Source organism: Bradyrhizobium sp. S69, from assembly GCF_009766005.1.
In the GTDB taxonomy this organism is placed as follows: domain Bacteria; phylum Pseudomonadota; class Alphaproteobacteria; order Rhizobiales; family Xanthobacteraceae; genus Bradyrhizobium.
Window position 1 is genome coordinate 1 of the sequence record NZ_LMUK01000051.1, and the last position, 19,332, is coordinate 19,332.

The 19,332-nt window shown below is 64.2% G+C and carries 20 protein-coding genes; 10 read left to right on the forward strand and 10 right to left on the reverse strand.

Annotated features, from left to right (window positions below):
• A partial coding sequence (locus GSQ88_RS35365; protein WP_210253914.1) for a hypothetical protein occupies window positions 1–201 on the reverse strand: 201 nt, incomplete at its 3' end.
• 191 nt (window positions 202–392) lie between these two features.
• On the opposite strand from GSQ88_RS35365, the gene GSQ88_RS28905 reads away from it, so the two are divergent.
• Window positions 393–1,139: an SDR family oxidoreductase gene (locus tag GSQ88_RS28905; RefSeq protein ID WP_159011207.1), complete on the forward strand. Its 747-nt coding sequence runs from the start codon at window positions 393–395 to the stop codon at window positions 1,137–1,139.
• 255 nt (window positions 1,140–1,394) lie between these two features.
• The gene (locus GSQ88_RS28910) at window positions 1,395–1,943 is read left to right on the forward strand and encodes an HD domain-containing protein (RefSeq protein WP_159011453.1); all 549 of its coding nucleotides are present in this window, start codon (window positions 1,395–1,397) and stop codon (window positions 1,941–1,943) included.
• Window positions 1,944–2,171: 228 nt separating this feature from the next.
• On the opposite strand, the gene GSQ88_RS28915 is transcribed toward GSQ88_RS28910, so the two are convergent.
• The gene (locus GSQ88_RS28915) at window positions 2,172–2,822 is read right to left on the reverse strand and encodes a TetR/AcrR family transcriptional regulator (protein WP_159011208.1); all 651 of its coding nucleotides are present in this window, start codon (window positions 2,820–2,822) and stop codon (window positions 2,172–2,174) included.
• Window positions 2,823–2,919: 97 nt separating this feature from the next.
• Here GSQ88_RS28915 and GSQ88_RS28920 point away from each other — a divergent pair, with 97 nt between their 5' ends.
• Together GSQ88_RS28920 and GSQ88_RS28925 are read left to right on the forward strand one after the other, a co-directional pair.
• The gene (locus tag GSQ88_RS28920; RefSeq protein WP_159011209.1) at window positions 2,920–3,678 is read left to right on the forward strand and encodes an SDR family NAD(P)-dependent oxidoreductase; all 759 of its coding nucleotides are present in this window, start codon (window positions 2,920–2,922) and stop codon (window positions 3,676–3,678) included.
• 78 nt (window positions 3,679–3,756) lie between these two features.
• The gene (locus GSQ88_RS28925; protein WP_159011210.1) at window positions 3,757–4,788 is read left to right on the forward strand and encodes an aldo/keto reductase; all 1,032 of its coding nucleotides are present in this window, start codon (window positions 3,757–3,759) and stop codon (window positions 4,786–4,788) included.
• Window positions 4,789–5,034: 246 nt separating this feature from the next.
• Here the strand turns inward: GSQ88_RS28925 and GSQ88_RS35370 are convergent, their stop codons facing one another.
• Both GSQ88_RS35370 and GSQ88_RS28935 read right to left on the reverse strand, forming a co-directional pair.
• A complete protein-coding gene (locus tag GSQ88_RS35370) occupies window positions 5,035–5,475 on the reverse strand; it encodes a hypothetical protein (RefSeq protein ID WP_210253915.1) in 441 nt (146 codons plus the stop codon).
• A gap of 168 nt (window positions 5,476–5,643) precedes the next feature.
• Entirely contained in the window at window positions 5,644–6,840 is a 1,197-nt protein-coding gene (locus GSQ88_RS28935; RefSeq protein WP_159011212.1) for a DUF2125 domain-containing protein, read from the reverse strand.
• A gap of 149 nt (window positions 6,841–6,989) precedes the next feature.
• Between GSQ88_RS28935 and GSQ88_RS28940 the strand changes: the two genes are divergently transcribed.
• Entirely contained in the window at window positions 6,990–7,592 is a 603-nt protein-coding gene (locus tag GSQ88_RS28940; protein WP_159011213.1) for a gamma-glutamylcyclotransferase, read from the forward strand.
• Window positions 7,593–7,771: 179 nt separating this feature from the next.
• Here GSQ88_RS28940 and GSQ88_RS28945 read toward each other — a convergent pair whose 3' ends face one another.
• The 4 genes from GSQ88_RS28945 to ftsE all read right to left on the reverse strand — a co-directional run bounded on the left by GSQ88_RS28945 (window position 7,772) and on the right by ftsE (window position 11,045).
• Entirely contained in the window at window positions 7,772–8,542 is a 771-nt protein-coding gene (locus GSQ88_RS28945) for a lysophospholipid acyltransferase family protein (RefSeq protein WP_159011214.1), read from the reverse strand.
• Between the two features lie 10 nt (window positions 8,543–8,552).
• A complete protein-coding gene (locus tag GSQ88_RS28950) occupies window positions 8,553–9,296 on the reverse strand; it encodes a YdcF family protein (RefSeq protein WP_159011215.1) in 744 nt (247 codons plus the stop codon).
• Between the two features lie 125 nt (window positions 9,297–9,421).
• Entirely contained in the window at window positions 9,422–10,393 is a 972-nt protein-coding gene (locus GSQ88_RS28955; protein WP_159011216.1) for a cell division protein FtsX, read from the reverse strand.
• Window positions 10,386–11,045, reverse strand: a complete 660-nt coding sequence (gene ftsE, locus GSQ88_RS28960) for a cell division ATP-binding protein FtsE (RefSeq protein WP_159011217.1) — start codon at window positions 11,043–11,045, stop codon at window positions 10,386–10,388. Before ftsE ends, GSQ88_RS28955 begins: the two co-directional genes overlap by 8 nt.
• A gap of 164 nt (window positions 11,046–11,209) precedes the next feature.
• Between ftsE and GSQ88_RS28965 the strand changes: the two genes are divergently transcribed.
• Window positions 11,210–12,082 carry an MJ0042-type zinc finger domain-containing protein gene (locus GSQ88_RS28965; protein WP_159011218.1) on the forward strand — a complete coding sequence of 291 codons (873 nt, stop codon included), beginning with the start codon at window positions 11,210–11,212 and terminating at the stop codon, window positions 12,080–12,082.
• Between the two features lie 44 nt (window positions 12,083–12,126).
• Entirely contained in the window at window positions 12,127–12,504 is a 378-nt protein-coding gene (locus GSQ88_RS28970) for a response regulator (protein ID WP_159011219.1), read from the forward strand.
• A gap of 166 nt (window positions 12,505–12,670) precedes the next feature.
• On the opposite strand, the gene GSQ88_RS28975 is transcribed toward GSQ88_RS28970, so the two are convergent.
• Window positions 12,671–15,277, reverse strand: a complete 2,607-nt coding sequence (locus GSQ88_RS28975; RefSeq protein WP_159011220.1) for a TIGR02302 family protein — start codon at window positions 15,275–15,277, stop codon at window positions 12,671–12,673.
• Between the two features lie 367 nt (window positions 15,278–15,644).
• Here GSQ88_RS28975 and GSQ88_RS28980 point away from each other — a divergent pair, with 367 nt between their 5' ends.
• Window positions 15,645–16,556: an NAD(P)-dependent oxidoreductase gene (locus tag GSQ88_RS28980; protein ID WP_159011221.1), complete on the forward strand. Its 912-nt coding sequence runs from the start codon at window positions 15,645–15,647 to the stop codon at window positions 16,554–16,556.
• Between the two features lie 123 nt (window positions 16,557–16,679).
• A complete protein-coding gene (locus tag GSQ88_RS28985) occupies window positions 16,680–17,609 on the forward strand; it encodes a LysR substrate-binding domain-containing protein (RefSeq protein ID WP_159011222.1) in 930 nt (309 codons plus the stop codon).
• Window positions 17,610–17,756: 147 nt separating this feature from the next.
• Here GSQ88_RS28985 and GSQ88_RS28990 read toward each other — a convergent pair whose 3' ends face one another.
• Complete coding sequence (locus tag GSQ88_RS28990) at window positions 17,757–18,731, reverse strand: alpha/beta hydrolase family protein (protein WP_159011223.1); 975 nt, start codon at window positions 18,729–18,731, stop codon at window positions 17,757–17,759.
• Between the two features lie 235 nt (window positions 18,732–18,966).
• Here GSQ88_RS28990 and GSQ88_RS28995 point away from each other — a divergent pair, with 235 nt between their 5' ends.
• Window positions 18,967–19,302, forward strand: coding sequence for a DUF1330 domain-containing protein (locus GSQ88_RS28995; RefSeq protein ID WP_210253916.1), 336 nt, complete (start codon window positions 18,967–18,969; stop codon window positions 19,300–19,302).
• Window positions 19,303–19,332: the final 30 nt, after the last annotated feature.

The window sequence follows — 19,332 nt, forward strand, 5'->3', positions numbered from 1 at the left end:
AGTTGGGTCAGGAGTCAAGGACAATTTCTGAAAATCAGAAATGATGCGGAGGCGTGAAAGGGACTGGACACAACATCGTGTGATTTGCCCCGCCGGAAAAATCAATCTGGTGATTTCCGCAAACCGCAACGTCATCCTGAGGTGCGCGCCATCTTTGGCGCGCCTCGAAGGATGGTGTTCAGCGTCGTGCTTGCTGCCCATCCTTCGAGGCTCGCAAAGGCTCGCACCTCACGGGTGAACGCAATTGCGTTCATCCCGGGGATGACGGTGCGTTGCTGCAGAGGCGCCTCTCGCGCCGTACCCCCGTCTTCGCCGCACCACCGCCCTTGCCCGCGCCGCGCGCCGCCCCATCTCTCGGGTCACGTCAACTCACTCTCATCAGGATGCCTTTCATGGCCAAGCTCGATAACAAGATCGTTCTCATCAGCGGCGGCACCAGCGGGATTGGTGCGGAGACCGCCAAACTGTTTCAATCCGAAGGCGCGACGGTGGTCGTGACCGGGTCCAGCGAGCGCTCGGTGGAGGCCGCCAAGCCAGCATTGCCCGGGATCGAGGTTCTGCTCTCGGACGCCAGCAACGTCGCCGCGACCAAGGCCCTGGTCGATCAGGTCAAAGCCAAGCACGGCCGCATCGACGTGCTGTTCGTCAACGCCGGCATCGCCAAATTCGCGCCGATCGCGCAGGTCGACGAAGCCTTCTACGACAGCCAGTTCAACACCAACGTCAAGGGCGCATACTTCCTGATCAAGCACGCCATCCCGGTCATTCCCGACGGCGGCGCGATCATCCTGACCGCCTCGGTGGCCGGCGCGGGCGGCGGCTTGGCGGGCAGCTCGATCTACGGATCGACCAAGGCGGCGCTGCGTTCGTTCGGCCGCACCATCGCCAGGGAGCTGGCACCGCGCGGTATCCGGGTCAACACCATCAGCCCCGGCCCGATCATCACGCCGATTCTCGACAAAGGCGGCCTCACGCCGGCTCAGAAGGAAGGCTTCATCGAGGGCGCCAAGACCCGCATTCCGCTCGGCCGCACCGGTACTTCAGCCGAAGTCGCCGCCGCAGCGCTCTATCTGGCCGCCGATGCCACCTACTCTACCGGCGCCGAACTGTTCGTCGACGGCGGCTTGATTGATCTCTGATCCGCTAGAGCGGCATGAGGTTAGATTAAGCCACGCAATCCGCCCGCTTCACTTCACCTCTCCCCGGCGGGGAGAGGTCGATTTGCTCTCGGCGATGCGAAGCATCGTCCGGTGCAAATCGGGTGAGGGCCGTCATACCAAACGAATGGCCCTAACCCCTCACCCGGCGCTACGCGCCGACCTCTCCCAACGGGAGAGGTGAAGGGACATCGCGACCGCCTACCACTTTCATTGTTTCCGCAGTATAGCTTGACGATGAACCACGACGCGTTGTTGGCAGCCTACGCGGCACCTGGCCGCCACTATCACAATTTGCAGCACATCGAAGACTGTCTCGCCGCGCTCGCGCGCGTGGACCATCTCTCGGCGGTCGAGCGCGAAATTCTCGAGCGGGCGATCTGGTGGCACGATGTGGTTTACGATTCCACCAGATCAGACAATGAAGAGCTCAGCGCCCGGCTCGCCGAGCAGCACATCCGTGATGACCTTCGTCAGGAAGTCGGCCGCCTGATCCGCCTGACAAAGACCCATAAGGTCGAGCCCGACGATCGCCTCGGGGCGATCCTGATCTCGATCGACCTCAGCATATTGGGCGCGGAGCCCGCGCGATACGATGCCTATGCCGCGGCGATCCGCCAGGAATTCGCGCATGTCAGCGAGCGCGACTATCGCGACGGCCGCGCCCGCGTGCTGAGCCAATTCGCCGCGCGGCCGGTGATCTTTCCCGATGCAGGCTTTGCCGCGACCTATGATCGACGGGCCCGCGAAAACCTGGCGCGCGAACTGGTTTCGTTGAGCGGGTGATGGGTATCGCTCATGCACCCACGGGCGTCATCCTGAGGAGGCGCGAAGCGCCGTCTCGAAGGATGGTGTTCAGCGTCGTGCTTGCGGCCATCCTTCGAGGCGCGCGAGAAAGAGCGCGCACCTCACGGGCGAACGCTTCGCGTTCGTCCCGGGGATGACGGCAGCGCCGTTGCTCGATATCCGCGTCGCTTTGTGGTCCCGCGTATCAGGCCGATGCGCGCTACCTGCTCATTTCGTCGACAGGTGGGTGCCGTAGCGGAGGCCGTCGATGAACAGGGCGACCATGCGCTCGGCCCGGCCGGCGCCGTCATTGTAGGCGGACGAGCACAGACTTGCGACCGCGCCCAGAATATCGTCGGCATCGACATCGCTGCGGACCTCGCCGGCGGCCACCGCCGACTCCAGAAGCGGTCGAACGGCGGGTTGGACGCGCTGTTCGAAATAGCCGCGCAGCGGCGCGAAGGCCGGGTTTCCCGAGTGCAGCGCCGGGGCCAGTCCACGTTTGGCGGTGATGAAGGCTGCGTATCGCTGCAGCCATTTCGCCAGAGCTTCGAACGGCGGGTGTTCGGCGGCAAGGATTGGCGCGGCGTCCGCACAGGCGTCGATCTCGTGACGGAACACGGCCGCGATCAGGTCTGAGCGCTCCGGAAAATGCCGGTAGAGCGTGCCGACGCCGACGCCGGCCTTCTCGGCGATTTCCCGCACCGGCGCGTCGACCCCTGACGTCGCGAACACCGCCTTGGCCGATTGCAGCAGCGCGTCGAGGTTCCGCTGGACGTCGATCCGCACGCGCCGATCCGAGCCGTGCCGGGGACCCGCTTCATCACCTTGGTCGATCGGTTTGCTGCTCACAACATTTTCACTTGAAAAACGGAACATCGTTCCGTATTTTAGATACGGAACATCGTTCCACTTCGGCCAAGCTAACGCAGTCAGGCGGCGCTGACAACAAATCGACCGACAAGAGGAACCCACCATGCAGGACAAACCCGTTGCCCTGGTCACCGGAGCCAATCAAGGAATTGGCCTTCAGATCGCCAGCGATCTCGTACCACACGGCTTTACGGTGCTGGTCGGGTCGCGCGACCTCGCGCGTGGCGAGGCCGCGGCCAAGACGATCGACGGAGACGCCCGCGCAGTACAACTCGACGTGACGGATCAGGCTTCGATCACCGCCGCGGCGAAGCGCATCCGCGACGAATTTGGCCGCCTCGACGTGCTGGTCCAGAACGCGGCGATCTCGAATGTAAATAGGCTGCCCGGCCAGTCCGTCGAGGCGTACGCCAAGACAACCCGCCCGAGCAACGTATCGCTCGATGAGATGCGCTCGGTGTGGGACACCAACGTGTTCGGCGTCCTCGCCGTCTACCAGGCGATGCTGCCGCTTCTGCGCGAAACGCCGAATGCTCGCATCGTCAACGTATCGAGCGGCGCCGGGTCGCTGACGTTGAACGCGGACCCGGCCTTCGCCTGGCGCTCGATCTTCGGTCCGGTCTATCCGGCGTCCAAGACAGCACTCAACGCATTGACGCTCGCGATGGCGATCGAACTTGAACCGGAAGGTATCAAGGTCAACGCGGTCTCGCCGGGCTTCACCAGGACGAAGCTCAATGGATATGCCGGCACGGATACGATCGAGCAAGGCGCCCGCGAAGCGGTGCGCGTTGCGCTGCTCGGCGCGGATGGTCCGACCGGGACGTTCACGCGCTGGGAAAACGGCACGATCCCGTGGTGATCCAGTCTCACGCGCAAGAAATTCAACGCAGTTAGGGCGGCGCTGACAGCAGATCGATCAACCAAAAAGGAAACCACCATGCAGTACCGCACACTGGGAAAAACCGGCATCAAGGTTACGCCCTATTGCCTCGGCGCGATGATGTTCGGACGGCTCGCCAACGCCGATCACGACGATTGCATCCGCATCATCCACAAGGCCCTGGATTTCGGTATCAACTTCGTCGACACCGCCGACAGATACAGCAGCGGCGAGTCGGAGGAGATCGTCGGCAAGGCGCTGAAAGGCCGGCGCGACACCATCGTGCTGGCTACCAAGGTGCACGGGCCGATGGGCGGGGATCCGAACCAGCAGGGCAATTCGCGGCGCTGGATCACGCAAGCATTGGAGGCCTCGCTCCGCCGCCTGCAGACCGACCATATCGATCTCTACCAGATCCACCGGCCCGCGCCCGACACCGACATCGAGGAGACGCTGTCGGTGCTCACCGATTTGATGCGCGCGGGAAAACTGCGCGCGATCGGCTCATCGACCTTCCCGGCCTCGGAGATCGTCGAAGCGCAGTGGACGGCCGAACGGCGTGGGCTCTCCCGCTTCCGCACCGAACAGCCGCCCTACTCGATCCTGGATCGCGGCATCGAGCGTGAAGTGCTCCCTGCCTGCGAGCGTTACGGAATGGGCGTGATGGTCTGGAGTCCGCTCTCAAAGGGCATGCTCACCGGCCGCTACCGCAAGGGCCAACCGCTGCCCGACAGCCTGCGCGTCAGATATATGCCCAAGCAGATGTCCGACGAGCGCAACCTCGATGCGGTCGAGCAGTTGCTTCCCATCGCGCAAGCGGCCGGGCTGTCGCTGACGCATATGGCGATGGGTTTCGTGATGGCGCATCCCAGCGTGACCTCGGCGATCCTCGGGCCACGCACGATGCCGCAACTGGACGACCTGCTGGCCGGCGCGGAGGTTCGTCTCACTGACGAAATCCTGGACAAGATCGACCAAATCGTCCCGCCCGGAATCGACGTCGCCCCGAATGCGGCCGCTTACATTCCGCCGGCGATCCTCAACGCCGGACTGCGTCGCCGTCCGGCCGCCGAACGCGCGGCGGCGTGAGTGGATGCGAGGTCGTTCTAGTTTCCCTTCTCCCACCCAACTCGGGTTTACCCGAGTTGGGCACATTAAATTGTCGAAGTCGGATAAATCCGACTTCGATGTGGGAGAAGGTGGCGCGGACGCAGTCCGTGCCGGATGAGGGGTAGCAACATAACGAGAGTCAGAGACCCCTCACCCGTCTCGCATCTAAAGATGCGAGCCACCCTCTCCCACAAGGGGAGAGGGAAGATCGCATCAGCGTCGTCACTACTCGCTGTAGCGGTCAGCACGTTTGATCGCGACATGGTGCTCCATATGATGCCGAACCGCTTTGGCGCTGCCGGCCGGCATCATCGCCATCGCATCGGGCGCCGGTGACGGCGAGTTTGCGTGCAGCAGGTCACCATTCGGATGGAAAAAAGCGTAATTGCCGGGCTCCTGGATTGCCTCCTGGGCAAACACTTGACCTGCCATGGTGGCCGACAAAATCAGGGCCGCGCTCAATAATTTGAATCGGGTCATCGATCGTCTCCTTGCCGACGGCCGCCGGAATATGCGGTCGTATGACAACAAGATCGTTATCTGGGCCCGACATTCCCGGCGTGCAGCGCCGTGACGATCACGCTTCGGCGATCCGCGCGTGAGGTGGGCTTCAGAGGTTGATTCAAAAGCAGCAAATAAAATCGGATATTTCGAAGAACTCGTCATGCCCGGGCAGAAGCGCGAAGCGCGTCTTCGCGCTAGATGTCCCGGGTATCCACGTCTTGCTGCACCCAAGTCAAAAGACGTGGATGGCCGGGACATAGGCGAGCGGAAGCGACGCCGTCCTACGGACGGCTATGCCCGGCCATGACGAACTCCTCTGCGTCAAACGCTCTAAAACAGCGGCGGAATCTGCGCGACCTTGACCGGTCCGAGATACGCCGCGCCGGCGACAAAGCGCAGCGGGAACGCACGGGCCTTCTTGCCTTCCAGTTCGGCTTCCTTGCCGAGCGCGTTGAGGCCCGCGACGACGCCGACATTGACGTTCTGCTTGACCGCCTTGCCGAGACCGGGGATGGCGCGATCGAGCGCGCCGAACAGATTGCTGACGTCCTGCGCCTTGACGCCCGGCGCCACCTTATCGAGCGTCGCCTGCGGCACGCCCTCATCGAGCATCTTCTCGAGGCCAAGCGCGGGGATCACCTTCTCGAGGCCCACCACCGTCATCTCCAACTCGCCGTCGAGCAGGCCCTGCGGGTCGAGGCTGAGCTTGCCGGCTGCGACCGCGACCAGGTCGCCCTGCTGGATCCGCGACTGCACGATCTCGACATTGCCGCCGGCCGCCTGGATTTCGCGAAGCCGTTGCGGCCACGGCTTTGGCGAGAAATCCTTCAAGCCGCTGAGCGTGACCCGCACATCGGCGTCGAACGGCTGCGCCAGCAGCGGATGCACTTCCTGGATGCTGCCGCCTGATATCGACAACGCGGTCTCGATCACCGGGTGATCCGACGGCGAACCGTCGAGCAGCCTTCCATGCAACTCGATGTGCTTGGCGCGCGCCAATGGCTTCTGCGTCGAACTGGAGACCCGGTCGATCGCGGGATCGTCGAACACCAGCGCGACCCGCTGCGGCACACCCGGGAGCCCGACGATGCTGCTGCGGGCCGAACTCCACTTCGCGATCATCGAGGACGTATTGCCGGGGGTGACGATCGTCGCCGGCGCGGTGAACTCCGCGATCAGCAATTTCGGATCGTAGACCTGCGCCACCACCAGGATTTGGGCCAGCTTGGCGATGATCGGCGGCTGCGCCGGATTCTGGCCCGCGGTCTGCGCCGTCAGCGACACGTTGACGCCATCGCAGCGCACTTCGAGCCGGAACGGATAGCCCCCGACCGAGCGCCGGGCACAATCATAGACCCGGCCGGACCGCGCCTCGCGCGCCCGCCAGGCATCGGCCGTCTCATCGACCTTGGAAGCGGAATAGAACCAGAACGCGCTCCAGGCCGCGGCAGCGACCAGGAGCAGGACGGGCATGATGAAAAGGCGCCACAGCGGGCGCCGGCGCGGCGCGAGGTTGAGATCGGACATGGAGCGTCCTTTGACGAGCAATTTTGTCAATTAAGCGATGCGGACACGCGCCGCAATCAAGTTAACCCGCGTTCGGAGCCAACTTATGGGTGAATTTCCGGATTAACCTGTTTTGATCGGAGGCCGGTTTCTGCTAGGCGTCGCCGCAAATGGCAACCAAAATCGTATCCGAAACGGAATTGTCCAACACCGACCCCGATTCCGGCCGCAAGGCAGACCTCTGGGTGTTCGGCTACGGCTCGCTGATGTGGCGACCGGGATTCGAGTTCATCGAGCAGGTGCCGGCGCGGCTGATCGGCGAGCACCGCGCGCTCTGCGTCTATTCGTTCGACCATCGTGGAACCCCGGAAAAGCCCGGCCTGGTGCTCGGCCTCGACCGCGGCGGCGCCTGCCGCGGCATCGCGTTCCGCGTCGCGGCCAGCCTGCGCGACGCCACCGTCGAGTACTTGCGCGCCCGCGAGCAGACCACCAACGTCTACCGCGAAGTGACCCGTTCGGTCTGGCTCGACAACGCCGCGCGAGAACGGGTAGCCGCGCTGACCTACGTGGCCGATCGCGGCCATGTGCAATATGCCGGACGGCTATCGCTCGCCGAGCAGCTGCGTTACGTGCAGCATGGCTACGGCCGTTCCGGCAACAATCGCGATTATGTGCTGGAAACCGTCAAGGCGATCGAAGCGCAAGGTTTTCGCGACGAGCAATTGCACCGGTTGGCGCTGATGCTGCACGACGACACCCCGCGGCACCGGTGATTTAAGATGCAACGGTCGCCCCTGCGGACCGCAGGGACACGCCGGAACCGTCATCCTGAGGTGCGAGCGCAGCGAGCCTCGAAGGATGACCGCAAGCACAGCGATGAACAGCATCCTTCGAGGCTCGCAAGGGCTCGCACCTCAGGATGACGTTGAGATAGCTTCGCAGAATCGATCCGCTACCCTTTCGCCGGCGCAGACGGCACCCGGCCAAATAATTGCGCCTGCTCCTGCTGCGCGGTCTCGACCAGACGGTTGGTGGCGTCCTCGATCACGGCCGAGACGCGGGCGATGAATTCGCGGCGCGCCAGGCCGGGCGGCAACGGATCGAGGAACTCAACTACCAGCGTGCCGGGATAGCGCATGAAGGTGCGGCGCGGCCAGAACAGACCCGAATTGAGCGCGACCGGAACGCAGGCTACGCCGCAATCGACGTAGATCTGCGCGATCCCGCTTTTGTAGTCGGGCGGCGCGCCGACCGGACGCCGGGTGCCCTCGGGAAAGATGATGAGCTGGCGTCCGCGCCGAACCGCCTCACCGGCGCGCCGCGTCATCGTCAACAGCGCACGGCCGCCGGCGCTGCGATCGATCCCGATCATGTTCGCCTTCTTCAGATACCAGCCGAAGAACGGAATCCACATCAGATCGCGCTTGAGGATAAACAGCGGTTGCTTGAAGAATTGCAGCAGCGCGAAGGTTTCCCACATCGACTGGTGCTTCGAGGCGACGATCAGCGGCCCTTGCGGGATTTTTTCCAGCCCGCGATATTCCACCCTGGTGTTGCAGATCACCCGCATCAGCCAGATGCTGCTGCGCGCCCAATATCTGGCGATGTTCAGGATGGCCCAACGCGGCATCAGGAAGGTCGGGATCGCGAGCAGGATCCAGAACACCAGCAGCGCATAGAACAGCACGTTGTAGGCCAGCGAACGCAAGAATATCGAAACCATCGAAATCCGATCAGTTGGCTTGAGCGGTTGCGCCCCGGCGCGGCGCCAGCGAACCGGTCGGCAGATCGGCACCCTCGGACACCAGATCGAGACCGGCATCGGCCAGCCGCACCCGCATCTCCACGGCGACGTATTTGACGTATTCCGATAGCAACAGCCGCAAGGTCGCGCCACTGGTCCACCACGGTTCGTCGCGCCATTTATCGCCGACCACGGCGAACGGGATCAGCGCGATATCGGGCATCGCGTGCGACATTTCGACGATGGCGCGCGGCATATGGTAATTCGAGGTCACCACGATCAGCGATTTGAAGCCGCGCTCATGGGCCCAGCGCCGGGTCTCGGCCGCGTTGCTGCGGGTGTTGACCGCCGAGCGGTCGAGATCGACGCAACAGCCGAGCAGCGCCTGGTTGTTGTCCGGCAGCGAACGGGAGATGTCGCTGACATCGTTGGTTGGATGCACGCCGGAGATCAACAGCCGCTTGCCGAAGCCTGCGGCCAGCAATTCCATCGCGTCGGAAACCCGCGACGAGCCGCCGGTGAGCACCACGATGCCGTCGGCGGTTTGCGCCGGCCGGCTCTCGGCCCCGCGCAATTGCGACAGAAATCCGACGAATCCAACCGCGGCGCCGACGAACGCCGCAGCCAGCATGGCCACCAAGGTGCCGCGCAGCCAGGAAGGCGCGGCTTTGGTCGCCTTGCCAGTTGGCTCGGCATTCGGCTCGGCCGGGATATGGTCGGACTGTGAACTCATGTGAGGTCTGGTCGTCTTCCTTTGCTTCAACAAGCGCCTAAGGCGTTACACTAGAACGTTTTCAGGCGAAATGGAGTCCGCTTGATGCGGTATCGTCGCGCAGACCCGCTTCAGTCCAGCCCGCTTCAGTCGATGTCGTCGAGCGTGGCAAACAGCGTTCGGCGCGAGGCCCAGGCGGTGATCGCCGCGATCAACACCGCCTGCGCCGCCAGCGCCAGATACCCCGAAGGCCGCAGCGAAAACGTGCCCAGCAAGGCTGCGAACTGATCGCCGACCGGCGTGCCGGAGAACCAGCCGGCGATCGATTCGGAAAAGCCGAAGCCGAGCATGGCGACGCCGCCGCCGATCAGGCCGCCCTCGAGGCCAAGCCGCAGGAAATGCCGCTGAAACCGGTTGGCGATATAGCGGTCGCCGGCGCCGACGAAATGCAGCACCTCGACGATCGGCCGATTGGCGGCCATCGCGCCGCGGGTCGCGAACGATACCGAAATGATGGTGGCGACGATCACCAGCGCCAGGATGCCGAGGCCGGCAAATACCGTGGCGCCGGTCATGGTCCGCATCCGCTCGATCCAGGCGCGGTGATCGTCGACGCTGGTGGAGGGCGCAACCTGCGTCACCCGGCTGCGCAAGCCGGCGAGATCGAGCGTGGTGCCGGGCTGAACCCGCGCGACGATGACCCGCGGGATCGGCAGATCGTCGAACGACAGCCCGCTGCCGAGCCACGGCTCCAGCAATTTCGACGATTGCTCCTTGGTGAACGGCCTGACCTCGACGATGCCGGGCTGGCTGCGCATCGCCTCGACCACCGCGGCGCTGTCGCGATCGAGATCGCGGCCGGGCGCCGGGCGCACCTGGAGGGTGATTTCGCTCGAGACATCGGACTGCCACTCCGCCGCCGACGCGCTCACCAGCAGCACCGCGCCGGTGGTGATCGAGGCGAGGAAGGTCATGATCGCGACCACGGCGACCAGCGCCCGGCCGGCGATCGAGGCGCGCGGCACGATCGGCGACAGGTTGCGCGCCTTGGCCGGCACCTGCGGGCGATCCTGCCCCAGGTCCATCAGCGGGCCGTGTTCGTCTCCGGTTCTACTCATAGATATGCAGCCGTCCCTGATGCAGCACCAGCCGCCGCGCTTCATACTGGTCCATCAGGTTGATGTCGTGGGTCGCGATCACCACCGCGGTGCCGGACTTGTTCAGTTCGATGAACAGCCGCAACAGCCGCCGCCCCAGGGTCGGATCGACGTTGCCGGTCGGCTCATCCGCCAGCAACAGATGCGGCCGCGAGATCACCGCGCGCGCGATCGCCGCGCGCTGCTTCTCGCCGCCGGACAGGATCGGCGGCAGCGCATCCATCCGCTCGCCGAGCCCGACCCATTTCAGGAGGTCGATGACTTCGCGCCGATAGGTCGATTCCTCGCGGCCCATCACCCGGAACGGCAGCGCCACGTTTTCATAGGTCGTCATGTGATCGAGCAGGCGAAAGTCCTGCAACACAATGCCGATCCGCTTCCGCAAATCGGAAACCTCTTCCTTGCCGAGCAGCGAGACGTCGTGACCGAACAAATTGACCAGGCCGCGGGTCGGCCGCAGCGACAGGAACAACAGCCGCAGCAGCGAGGTCTTGCCGGCGCCGGAGGGCCCGGTGAGGAACTGAAAGGAGTGCGCGGGAATCACGAAACTGAGGTCGCGCAAAATCTCCGGGCCGAGCCCGTAGCGCAAACCGACATTTTCGAACCGAACCAAGCTCAGCTCCGTTCGATAGGGCCCCGGGGAAAGACCGGGAGCCAGAGACCAGCACTCCGTTGCGGTGGTGAACCGAACAATACGGTTGTGCTTCGGTTATGGTTTCCGATTCGTTAACGGTCGCCTTGTAGCATCCGCGCAACGCCCTTGTGGAGAGTGGCTCCATGCATATCGTTTGCCCGCATTGTACGACGTCCTATGCCATTGATCTGGCAACTTTGGGCGCGTCCGGCCGTACCGTCCGCTGTTCCCGCTGCAAGGAGGTCTGGCTGGCGCGGCCGGAGGAGGCGATTGCCATGGCCGCTCCGGTGGCCGCCACCGCCGGCGATGGCGATGACGTGGCCGCCGAATGGGAGCGGATGGCGGACGAGGACGAAGATCCGCTAGGAGCCCGCACCGACCAGGGCATCCCGGTGGTCGACAGCCCCTCGATATCGGCCGATTGGCCCGCCGGCGGGCCATCCGAGACGGATTGGTCGCAGCACGAGATGGAGGAACCCGACGCCGGGCGGCCAAGCCTGCTGTCGCGGCTACGCCATCTTTTCAAGCCGCGAGCCCGGCTCCGCGCCCGCGGCCGATCGTGGTTCAGCGTGCCGTTCGCCGGCCTTCCGACCGCTTGCGCCGCGATGGGCGCGCTGGTGCTGGCGCTGGTGATCTGGCGCGGCGACATGGTGCGCCTGCTGCCGCAGACCGCTTCGTTCTACCGCATGGTCGGGCTCGATGTGAATTTGCGCGGGCTGATGTTCAAGGACGTCAAGATCAGCAGTGAAACCGTGGACGGCAAGCCGGTGCTGGTGATCGAGGGCGTGATCACCGCCGAGACCCGCAAGGCCGTCGAGCTGCCGCGGCTGCGCTTCAGCGTCCGCGACGCGCAGGGCGCCGAAATCTACGCCTGGAACGCGGTGCTGGAGCAGCCGATCCTGAAGCCGGGCGAAACCGCCTGGTTCAAGTCGCGGCTGGCCTCGCCGCCGCCGGAAGGGCGCAATATCGATGTACGCTTCTTCAACAAGAGGGACATCGCCGGCGGCAGCGCATAAAGCCGAGCCCGCTTGTCCCGACGTTTTTATGATACGGTGCCTTGATGCCGCGCGTGCTGATCGCCGACGATGAAGAATCGATGCGGACTCTGGTGGCGCGCGCCATCGCGATGGACGGCCACACCATCGTGACCGCGGAGGATGGCGCCGAAGCGCTGGAAATCCTGACCAGCGATGCCGGCGCGTTCGATCTGCTGCTGACCGATATCCAGATGCCGGTGATGGACGGCATCGCGCTGGCCTTGACGGCGGCGCGCGATTTCCCCGACCTGACGATCCTGCTGATGACCGGCTTTGCCGACCAGCGCGAACGCGCCTCCGGCCTCAACGCCCTCGTGCATGACGTGGTGACCAAGCCGTTTTCAGTGGCGGATATCCGCACCGCGGTGGCCGACGCGCTGGCGTCGCGGAAGCGGGACTAGGCGGGGGCAGAGGCCGCATTACGCGCCGTAAGGATCGCTGAACCTTTCAACTCGTCATGGCCGGGCTTGTCCCGGCCATCCACGTCTTTGCCCCGAAAAGAAAGCAAGACGTGGATCACCGGGACAAGCCCGGTGATGACGGTTTGTGTATCCGGGCCAAGCGCCCTCAATAATCCTTCAGCAGCCGCTCGAGATAGTCGAGTTCGAGCTGCGGCCGCGCCGTGTCGCCGAGACGGCGGCGGAGTTCTTCGAGGATGCGGCGGGCGCGCTGCACGTCGATCTCGCCGGGAATCTTCACGGTCATGTCGTCGCCGAATTCGCGCCCGTGCAGCGGGCGGCCGAGCGGATCGGTGGAATTGCCGCTGCTCTGCTGGCGTCCGGCGCGATTGCCCGGGCCGTCGCCCTGCCCGTCGCCATCGCCCTGCTGCATCGCCTGCGCCAGGCTCTGGGCGCCCTTGCGCATCGCGTCCAGCGCCTTGCCTTGCGAATCCACGGCGCCATCGGCATTGCCGTCACCGAGCTTGCCGTCGGCATCGCCCATGGCGTTGTCGGCATCGCCGAGCGTATCTGCGCTGTCGCCATTGTCGGCCTGCTGATCGCCGTCGTCGTCGCCTTGTTGTCCCTGCTGACCCTGCCCGCCTTGTTGACCCTTCTGGCCTTTCTCGCCCTTCTGACCCGGCTGACCCATGCCGCGCTTGGCCAGTTCCTGCTGCAATTTCTTGAGCCGGTCGCGCAGGCCCTGCTGATCCTGTTGCAGATCGCCCATGCTCTGGTCGCCCGGCTTGCCGCGCGAGCGATCGCGCCGCGAATCCTGGCCCTGCTTGAACGTCTTGTCGCGCAATTGCTGCTGCTTACGGATCACGTCGCCGAGCTCGTTGAGCGCCTGCTCCATGTCGTTGTCGCCGGACTGGCCGGGCTGCGCCAGTTGCAGATTCTCGAGCATCTGCTGCAACTGCTCCAGCAATTGCTTGGCGGCATCCTTGTCGCCGGAGCGCGACAGCCGCTCCATGCGCTCGATCATGCTGTTGAGGTCCTGCTGGCGCATCACTTTGGTATTGGGATCGAGCGGCCGCGCCAGGGCTTGCGGATTGTTGCGCATCTGGTCGGCCAGCTGGCGCATGTAATTATCCAGCGTCGCGCGCAGATCCTGCGTGAGTTTCTTGATCTCCTCGTCGCTGGCGCCGCGATCCAGCGCCTGCTTGAGCGCGTCCTGCGCGGCACGCAAAGCCTTGTCGACATCGGTGATGTTGCCATCCTCGATGGTGACGGCGAGCGCCCACAGGCTGGCGACCACCTCGCGCAGCGCATCGTCGGTACGGGCGGCCTCGAGCTGCCGCGCCACGTCATGGAGGCCGAGATACTGGCCGGCCTCGGGGGTGAAGATGTCCGGCTCGATCATCAGCGCATCGAGCGCGGCGTAGACTTGGTCGTTTTGATTGGCATCGAGCGCCAGGATGCGGCGCTGCTCGATCAGCGCCCGCGCCAAGGGTTTGGTGAACAAACGCTCCGGCAAACGCATGTCGAAGGGGTCGCTGTGGCCCTCATTGCCGGCCTCGTCCTTTGCCGTCAGGGTCAGCGTCACCTCGGCCCCGGCATAGGGATCCTCGCTGAGGTCTTTCACGGTCTGACCGACGCCGTTGCGGGTCCGGGCGTTCGGCAGCACCAGCGAAAACTTCGGGGTATCGTACAGCGGTCGCGGCTCGCCGGCGCCCTGCGGCCGCTCGCCGGCGCGCGCGACGATATGCGCCTGCGCTTCGGTGACGCCGTAGTCGTCCTCGATCTTGTAGGACAATTGCAGCGAACCGCGGGCCTGACGCTCGGGATCCTTGGCCAGCGCGATCGTCGGCGCGCGGTCGGGGACCGCGCTGAACTTCCATTGCGGCTGGCCGGAGGGCGCGCGGACATGCGCGGTGCCGTCACCTGCAATCGTGAAATGTTTTTCGTTGGTGCCCTGCGGCGCCTGTTCGGTCGGCACGGCTTCGGTCAGATTGCCGGACACCGCGACATCGAGCGCGCCGCCGCTGGAGCGCACGATCAGCGTCGAACCCGCCGGAACCGGCAACGGTCCGGCCGCAACGCTGCTTGTTGCGCCGGCTTCCTTGTTCGCCGCCGACAGGATGACCGGAGGCTTGCCGGTGTAGATCGGCGGCGTCACCCAGGCATCGACCCTGACATTGGCCGGCGACAATACGCCGTTCCAGTCGAACGCGGCTTCGGTGCGCATCATGCGCTCGTCGCCCGCCGCGATATAGGTCGCCACCATCAGCACCGCGACCAGCGCGCGCAGCGCCCAGGGATCGTGGATCGGAAGCCGCGGTGAAGGCAGGCCGGCGCGGATGCGCTTGATCGAGGCCAGCGTGCGCTCACGCTGCGCCTGCCACAGCGCGCGCGCCACCGGGTCCTGCGACACCAGCGTATCGGTCAAGGTGGTCGCCGGGCGATGGCGCAGCCCGGTGCCGCGGTCGAGCCGGCTCAGCGCCTGTTCACGGCTCGGCCAGCGAAACCGCGAAAGCGGAAACAGCGCAGCCAGCGCCAGCAGCACGAACAGGCCGAGCCCGACGGCGCGGGCGATGAACGGCAGCACCAGCCACAGGCCAGCCCACGACACCACCAGAAACAGCCCGACGACCGTCAGAAGCCGCGCCAGATGCGGCCAGCTCTGCTCCCACGCGATGGCGTATTGCGCCCGTTGCACGGCCTGCGCCAACCGCAGCCGCGACGCGGCATCGGGGTCGCGCGCGGGTTCCGGCAGATCGGGGGGTGCACCGCTCAATCAAATCTCCTTGCAAGCGCCCACGCAAATCTTGCTCAGACCCTGCCCATGCAAATCTCGCGCCCGAACAACACCCTAGCACGGCGGCGGCAATGAGGCACCCGGTCAGTTACGGTATCCCACACCCCAATGCACGCATGACACGAAGGCGTGACTGCGGGCCCGCGACCTCGTAACGTCGCTCAATCCGGGAAAGCAATCGGCGAACGTCTAAGAGCCATCGGAAACGTCTAAACCGTCATTGCGAGCGCAGCGACGCAATCCAGAGCGACAAAGAAAGTCTGGATTGCTTCGCGGAGTTTATCATCGGGCGGGCGTTCGCCCGACCCGGTGGCTCGCAATGACGAACGTCAAAGGAAAATAAAAAATGGATATCGGATTCATCGGCCTCGGGAAGATGGGCTTCCCAATGGCGCGTCGGCTGGTCGAGGCGGGGCATCAGCTCGTCGTGTTCGACACCCGCAAGGAAGTGGTCGACCAATTGATCGCGCTTGGCGCACAGGCGGCTTCGTCGCCAAAGGATATCGCCGACCGCGTCGAAACCGTGATGGCAAGCCTGCCGTCGCTGCAAGCCTCGCTCGAGGTTGCGACCGGCAGCGGCGGCGTGATCGAGGGCAAGCGCGTCAAGCGCTTCGTCGATCTGTCCACGGTCGGTTCGCAGATGGCGGTCAAAATTCACGGCCTGCTGGCCAGCAAACACATCGTCCAGATCGACAGTCCGGTCAGCGGCGGCGTCGGCGGCGCCGAAAAGGGCACGTTGGCGGTCATGGTATCGGCGCCGCGCGCCGATTTCGAAATCGTCAAGCCGGCGCTGGACGTGATCGGCAAGGTGTTCTTCATCGGCGAAAAGCCCGGCTCCGGGCAGACCATGAAGCTCGCCAACAATTTCCTGTCGGCCACCGCGATGGTCGCGACCTCGGAAGCGGTGGTGATGGGCGTCAAGTCCGGGCTCGATCCCGCCGTCATGATCGACGTGATCAACGCCGGTTCCGGCATGAACACCGCGAGCCGCGACAAGTTTCCCCGCGCCGTGCTGCCGCGCAGTTTCGATTTCGGTTTCGCGACCGGCCTGATGGTCAAGGACGTCCGGCTCGCGCTCGACGAGATGAAATCGCTGGGGTTGTCGATGGAAGTCGCCGAGGCGGTCGGCCGGCTCTGGGAAGTCGTGATCCGCGAGATGGGTCCGGAGTCGGATTTTACCTCGGCAATCAAGCCGATCGAGAAGGCCGCCGGCGTGGTGGTCGGCGGCGCCAAGGGCGGCAGTCACGCCGCGAAATAGCGTTTCGCGTGGCCGAGTCATCATGCATGGCTTCGTTGCAACATCCGCGGCGCGAGAGCGCGGCGGCGTGCTTGCGGCAGCAGGATGGGCCCCATAGGATGACACGGCAGCCGGGGATCTGTGATGCCGCTTCGTCTTCCACCACTCGCAGCGCTTCGCTTCTTCGAAGCAGCCGGCAGGCTTCAGAGTTTCAAACTTGCCGCTGCCGAACTGAACGTGACGCCGAGCGCGGTAAGCCACGGCATCGTCGGATTGGAGCAGTCCGTCGGTATCGAGCTTTTCATCCGCGAGCCGCGCAAACTTTCACTGACCCCGGCGGGTGAAGATTATCTGCGCTATATTTCCGACGCGCTCGCGCTGATCGCGATCGGCACGCAACGCCTGCCAAACAACCGGAAAAACCGCACCATCGCCTTGAGCTGCGCCCCGACGCTGGCTTCGCGCTGGCTGTTGCCGCGGTTGCACAATTTCAGCGATCGCTGGCCGAATGTCAGCGTCACCGTGGATACGTCACGACGGCAAGTCGCCTTTCCGGTCGACGGCTTCGATTTTGCCATTCGCATGAGCCGCGCCCCGCAGGCTGACGCGGGCTGGACCAAATTGTTCGGCGAAGAGCTGGTCCCTGTTTGCAGTCCCGCTTACAGGGATATCCTGCTCGATGCAGAAGGAAATATCGACCTCACCCGGGCGACGCTGATCCACGTCATGCCGGCCAGCGAAGACTGGAAGAGTTGGCTGAATGGAAAGGGCATCGACGCCATAGATCCTGCGGGGGGACTGCGGTTCGACACGATACAACTCGCCTTCGAAGCGGCGGCCATGGGCCTGGGCGTAGCGCTCGGGCGGCGCCCGCTGGTCGACAGCGATCTCGCCAGCGAGGCGCTGGTCGAGATCGATCCGGACATGGTCACGGCCGAGACCGCCTACTGGCTCGTGAGCTCCGAAGGCGCTGACCATCGGCCTGATCTCGTCGGCTTCAAGCGCTGGCTGTTGCGCGAGGCCGACGCCTTCAAAGCGACCACGCTGGAAAACGCTAGAGCCCTTTTCCGATAGAATCGGAACGGGGCTCTAGTCTTTTGTTTTGACGCGTTTTCTACCGCAGATAAGTCTACGTAATCTGCGCAGATTGCTATGCGAACCGGTTTCCACGGAGCCTGTCATCGGGCGCGCATTCGCGCGACCCGTTGGCTCGAAAACGCTTTAATGGGATGACACCACGAAGCCCGGACCGTTCTCGGGACGGCTGCCGAATTTCAGCCATTGCAGCGGAAGCTGCCATAGTTTTGGTTCGAACCGGCTGTGGAAGAAGTCGAAATGGCCGATCGCAGGCTCGCCGATCGATTGCGGTGAAATCCTGACATGCGTTCGTAGGCTGTGGCTGAAATAGGCGAGCAGCCGCTCCACCGCGGCGACGGTGCCGAACTCGTCGTCGGTGAGACTGACCGCCAAGGTCGGCGCCGTGACAGTTGCGAACGGCCGCACCAGATCGCGCTTGTCAGCGTAGCGCATGGCAGCGCGGCCCCGCCAGGTCTCCTCGCAACGTTCCCGGCTGAGAACCCAGTCCCGCACGACGCCTTTCGGGGTATCTTCGAGCCATCCGAACTTCTCGCCGGGGAAATAGCCGAACAGCATCGTCACCAGCGGCATGACGACATGCCACTTTGCGAACATCCGCCATCTGGCGTTCGCGGCGTAGTCCCGCCAATAGGCGTATTGCGCGCCCACCGTGAAGACGCGGCGAACCAAATGATTCGACTCGGCGAGACCTAGAATAAACCCGCCGACGCTGTGGGCGACCACCTGAATGGGCTGCCCCGAAAACTCCCGATCGGCGTATCGCAGCACGGCCTCGAAATCGAGCCGTCCCCAATCGATCCACGAGGCATCGAAGCCGCGCAGGCTTTCCGGGCGCGACTCGCCGATGCCGCGATAATCATACGCGATGACGTCGAACCCGTGGTTGAAGAGGAAACCGGCGAAGCGGAAATAATAACGGCAACGAACCGACGTGGCCGGATTGATGATCACCACCGGCCGCGCGGCAGCGCCTTCCGGATGACGCCAGAAAAATCCCCTGATGGCATAGCCGTCCGCCGCGCGCGTCTCGAACGGGCGCTGTACGATCGCGATTGGAGCTTGCCCCGGCGGTTGACCGTGAGGAAGCAGCGTCAGCATGGGGCGGACTCCGGATTTGTCCGGTGCATCGGCTAAATCCACATGCACCCGGCGTTGCTGGACCGACCTTTCTTTAGAAGCCGACGGGCTGCACGTTCAAACGAGGTCTTAGCGATCACAGGTGAGGAAACTTCATCCGTCGTCAAAACCTTCTCCTTTGCCGCCTCAATGGCTTGCTGCCACTGTCGTGGTGATACCACCATCCCTTGCAACTCCCCTCCGGAGAATGAGATTCATGGCTGCCTACATCGTTGCCCAGTTCGACGTGAAGGATTGGGACAAATTCCGTGAATACGGCAAACGCACCGCGCGAACGATCGCCAGCTTCGGCGGGCGTTTCATCGCGCGCGGCGGCGAGATCGTGACGCTGGAAGGCCCGCAGGACACAATGCGGATCGTGCTGATCGAATTTCCGTCGATCGCGAAGGCGACGGCATTTTATCAATCGCCCGATTACACCACGACCAGAAAATGGCGCGAGGATTGCGCGGTCGCCAAATTCGTCGCGATCGACGGCTTGTCGCCGGACGCCTGGTCGGCGGCCGTCGCCGAAAGCGAGGCTCTCGCTTAGTTTTCATATCAGTCCTCAACCAAACGGAGG

Bases quoted from the DNA above. Each gene is read 5' to 3' on its own strand.
- GSQ88_RS28955 (WP_159011216.1), bottom strand. From the start codon at position 10,393: ATGAGTAGAACCGGAGACGAACACGGCCCGCTGATGGACCTGGGGCAG.
- GSQ88_RS28970 (WP_159011219.1), top strand. From the start codon at position 12,127: ATGCCGCGCGTGCTGATCGCCGACGATGAAGAATCGATGCGGACTCTG.
- GSQ88_RS28920 (WP_159011209.1), top strand. From the start codon at position 2,920: ATGCAGGACAAACCCGTTGCCCTGGTCACCGGAGCCAATCAAGGAATT.
- GSQ88_RS28925 (WP_159011210.1), top strand. From the start codon at position 3,757: ATGCAGTACCGCACACTGGGAAAAACCGGCATCAAGGTTACGCCCTAT.
- GSQ88_RS28990 (WP_159011223.1), bottom strand. From the start codon at position 18,731: ATGCTGACGCTGCTTCCTCACGGTCAACCGCCGGGGCAAGCTCCAATC.
- GSQ88_RS28985 (WP_159011222.1), top strand. From the start codon at position 16,680: ATGCCGCTTCGTCTTCCACCACTCGCAGCGCTTCGCTTCTTCGAAGCA.
- GSQ88_RS28950 (WP_159011215.1), bottom strand. From the start codon at position 9,296: ATGAGTTCACAGTCCGACCATATCCCGGCCGAGCCGAATGCCGAGCCA.
- GSQ88_RS28980 (WP_159011221.1), top strand. From the start codon at position 15,645: ATGGATATCGGATTCATCGGCCTCGGGAAGATGGGCTTCCCAATGGCG.
- GSQ88_RS28945 (WP_159011214.1), bottom strand. From the start codon at position 8,542: ATGGTTTCGATATTCTTGCGTTCGCTGGCCTACAACGTGCTGTTCTAT.
- GSQ88_RS35370 (WP_210253915.1), bottom strand. From the start codon at position 5,475: ATGACGAGTTCTTCGAAATATCCGATTTTATTTGCTGCTTTTGAATCA.
- GSQ88_RS28910 (WP_159011453.1), top strand. From the start codon at position 1,395: ATGAACCACGACGCGTTGTTGGCAGCCTACGCGGCACCTGGCCGCCAC.
- GSQ88_RS28940 (WP_159011213.1), top strand. From the start codon at position 6,990: ATGGCAACCAAAATCGTATCCGAAACGGAATTGTCCAACACCGACCCC.
- GSQ88_RS28935 (WP_159011212.1), bottom strand. From the start codon at position 6,840: ATGTCCGATCTCAACCTCGCGCCGCGCCGGCGCCCGCTGTGGCGCCTT.
- GSQ88_RS28905 (WP_159011207.1), top strand. From the start codon at position 393: ATGGCCAAGCTCGATAACAAGATCGTTCTCATCAGCGGCGGCACCAGC.
- GSQ88_RS28995 (WP_210253916.1), top strand. From the start codon at position 18,967: ATGGCTGCCTACATCGTTGCCCAGTTCGACGTGAAGGATTGGGACAAA.
- GSQ88_RS28965 (WP_159011218.1), top strand. From the start codon at position 11,210: ATGCATATCGTTTGCCCGCATTGTACGACGTCCTATGCCATTGATCTG.
- GSQ88_RS28915 (WP_159011208.1), bottom strand. From the start codon at position 2,822: ATGTTCCGTTTTTCAAGTGAAAATGTTGTGAGCAGCAAACCGATCGAC.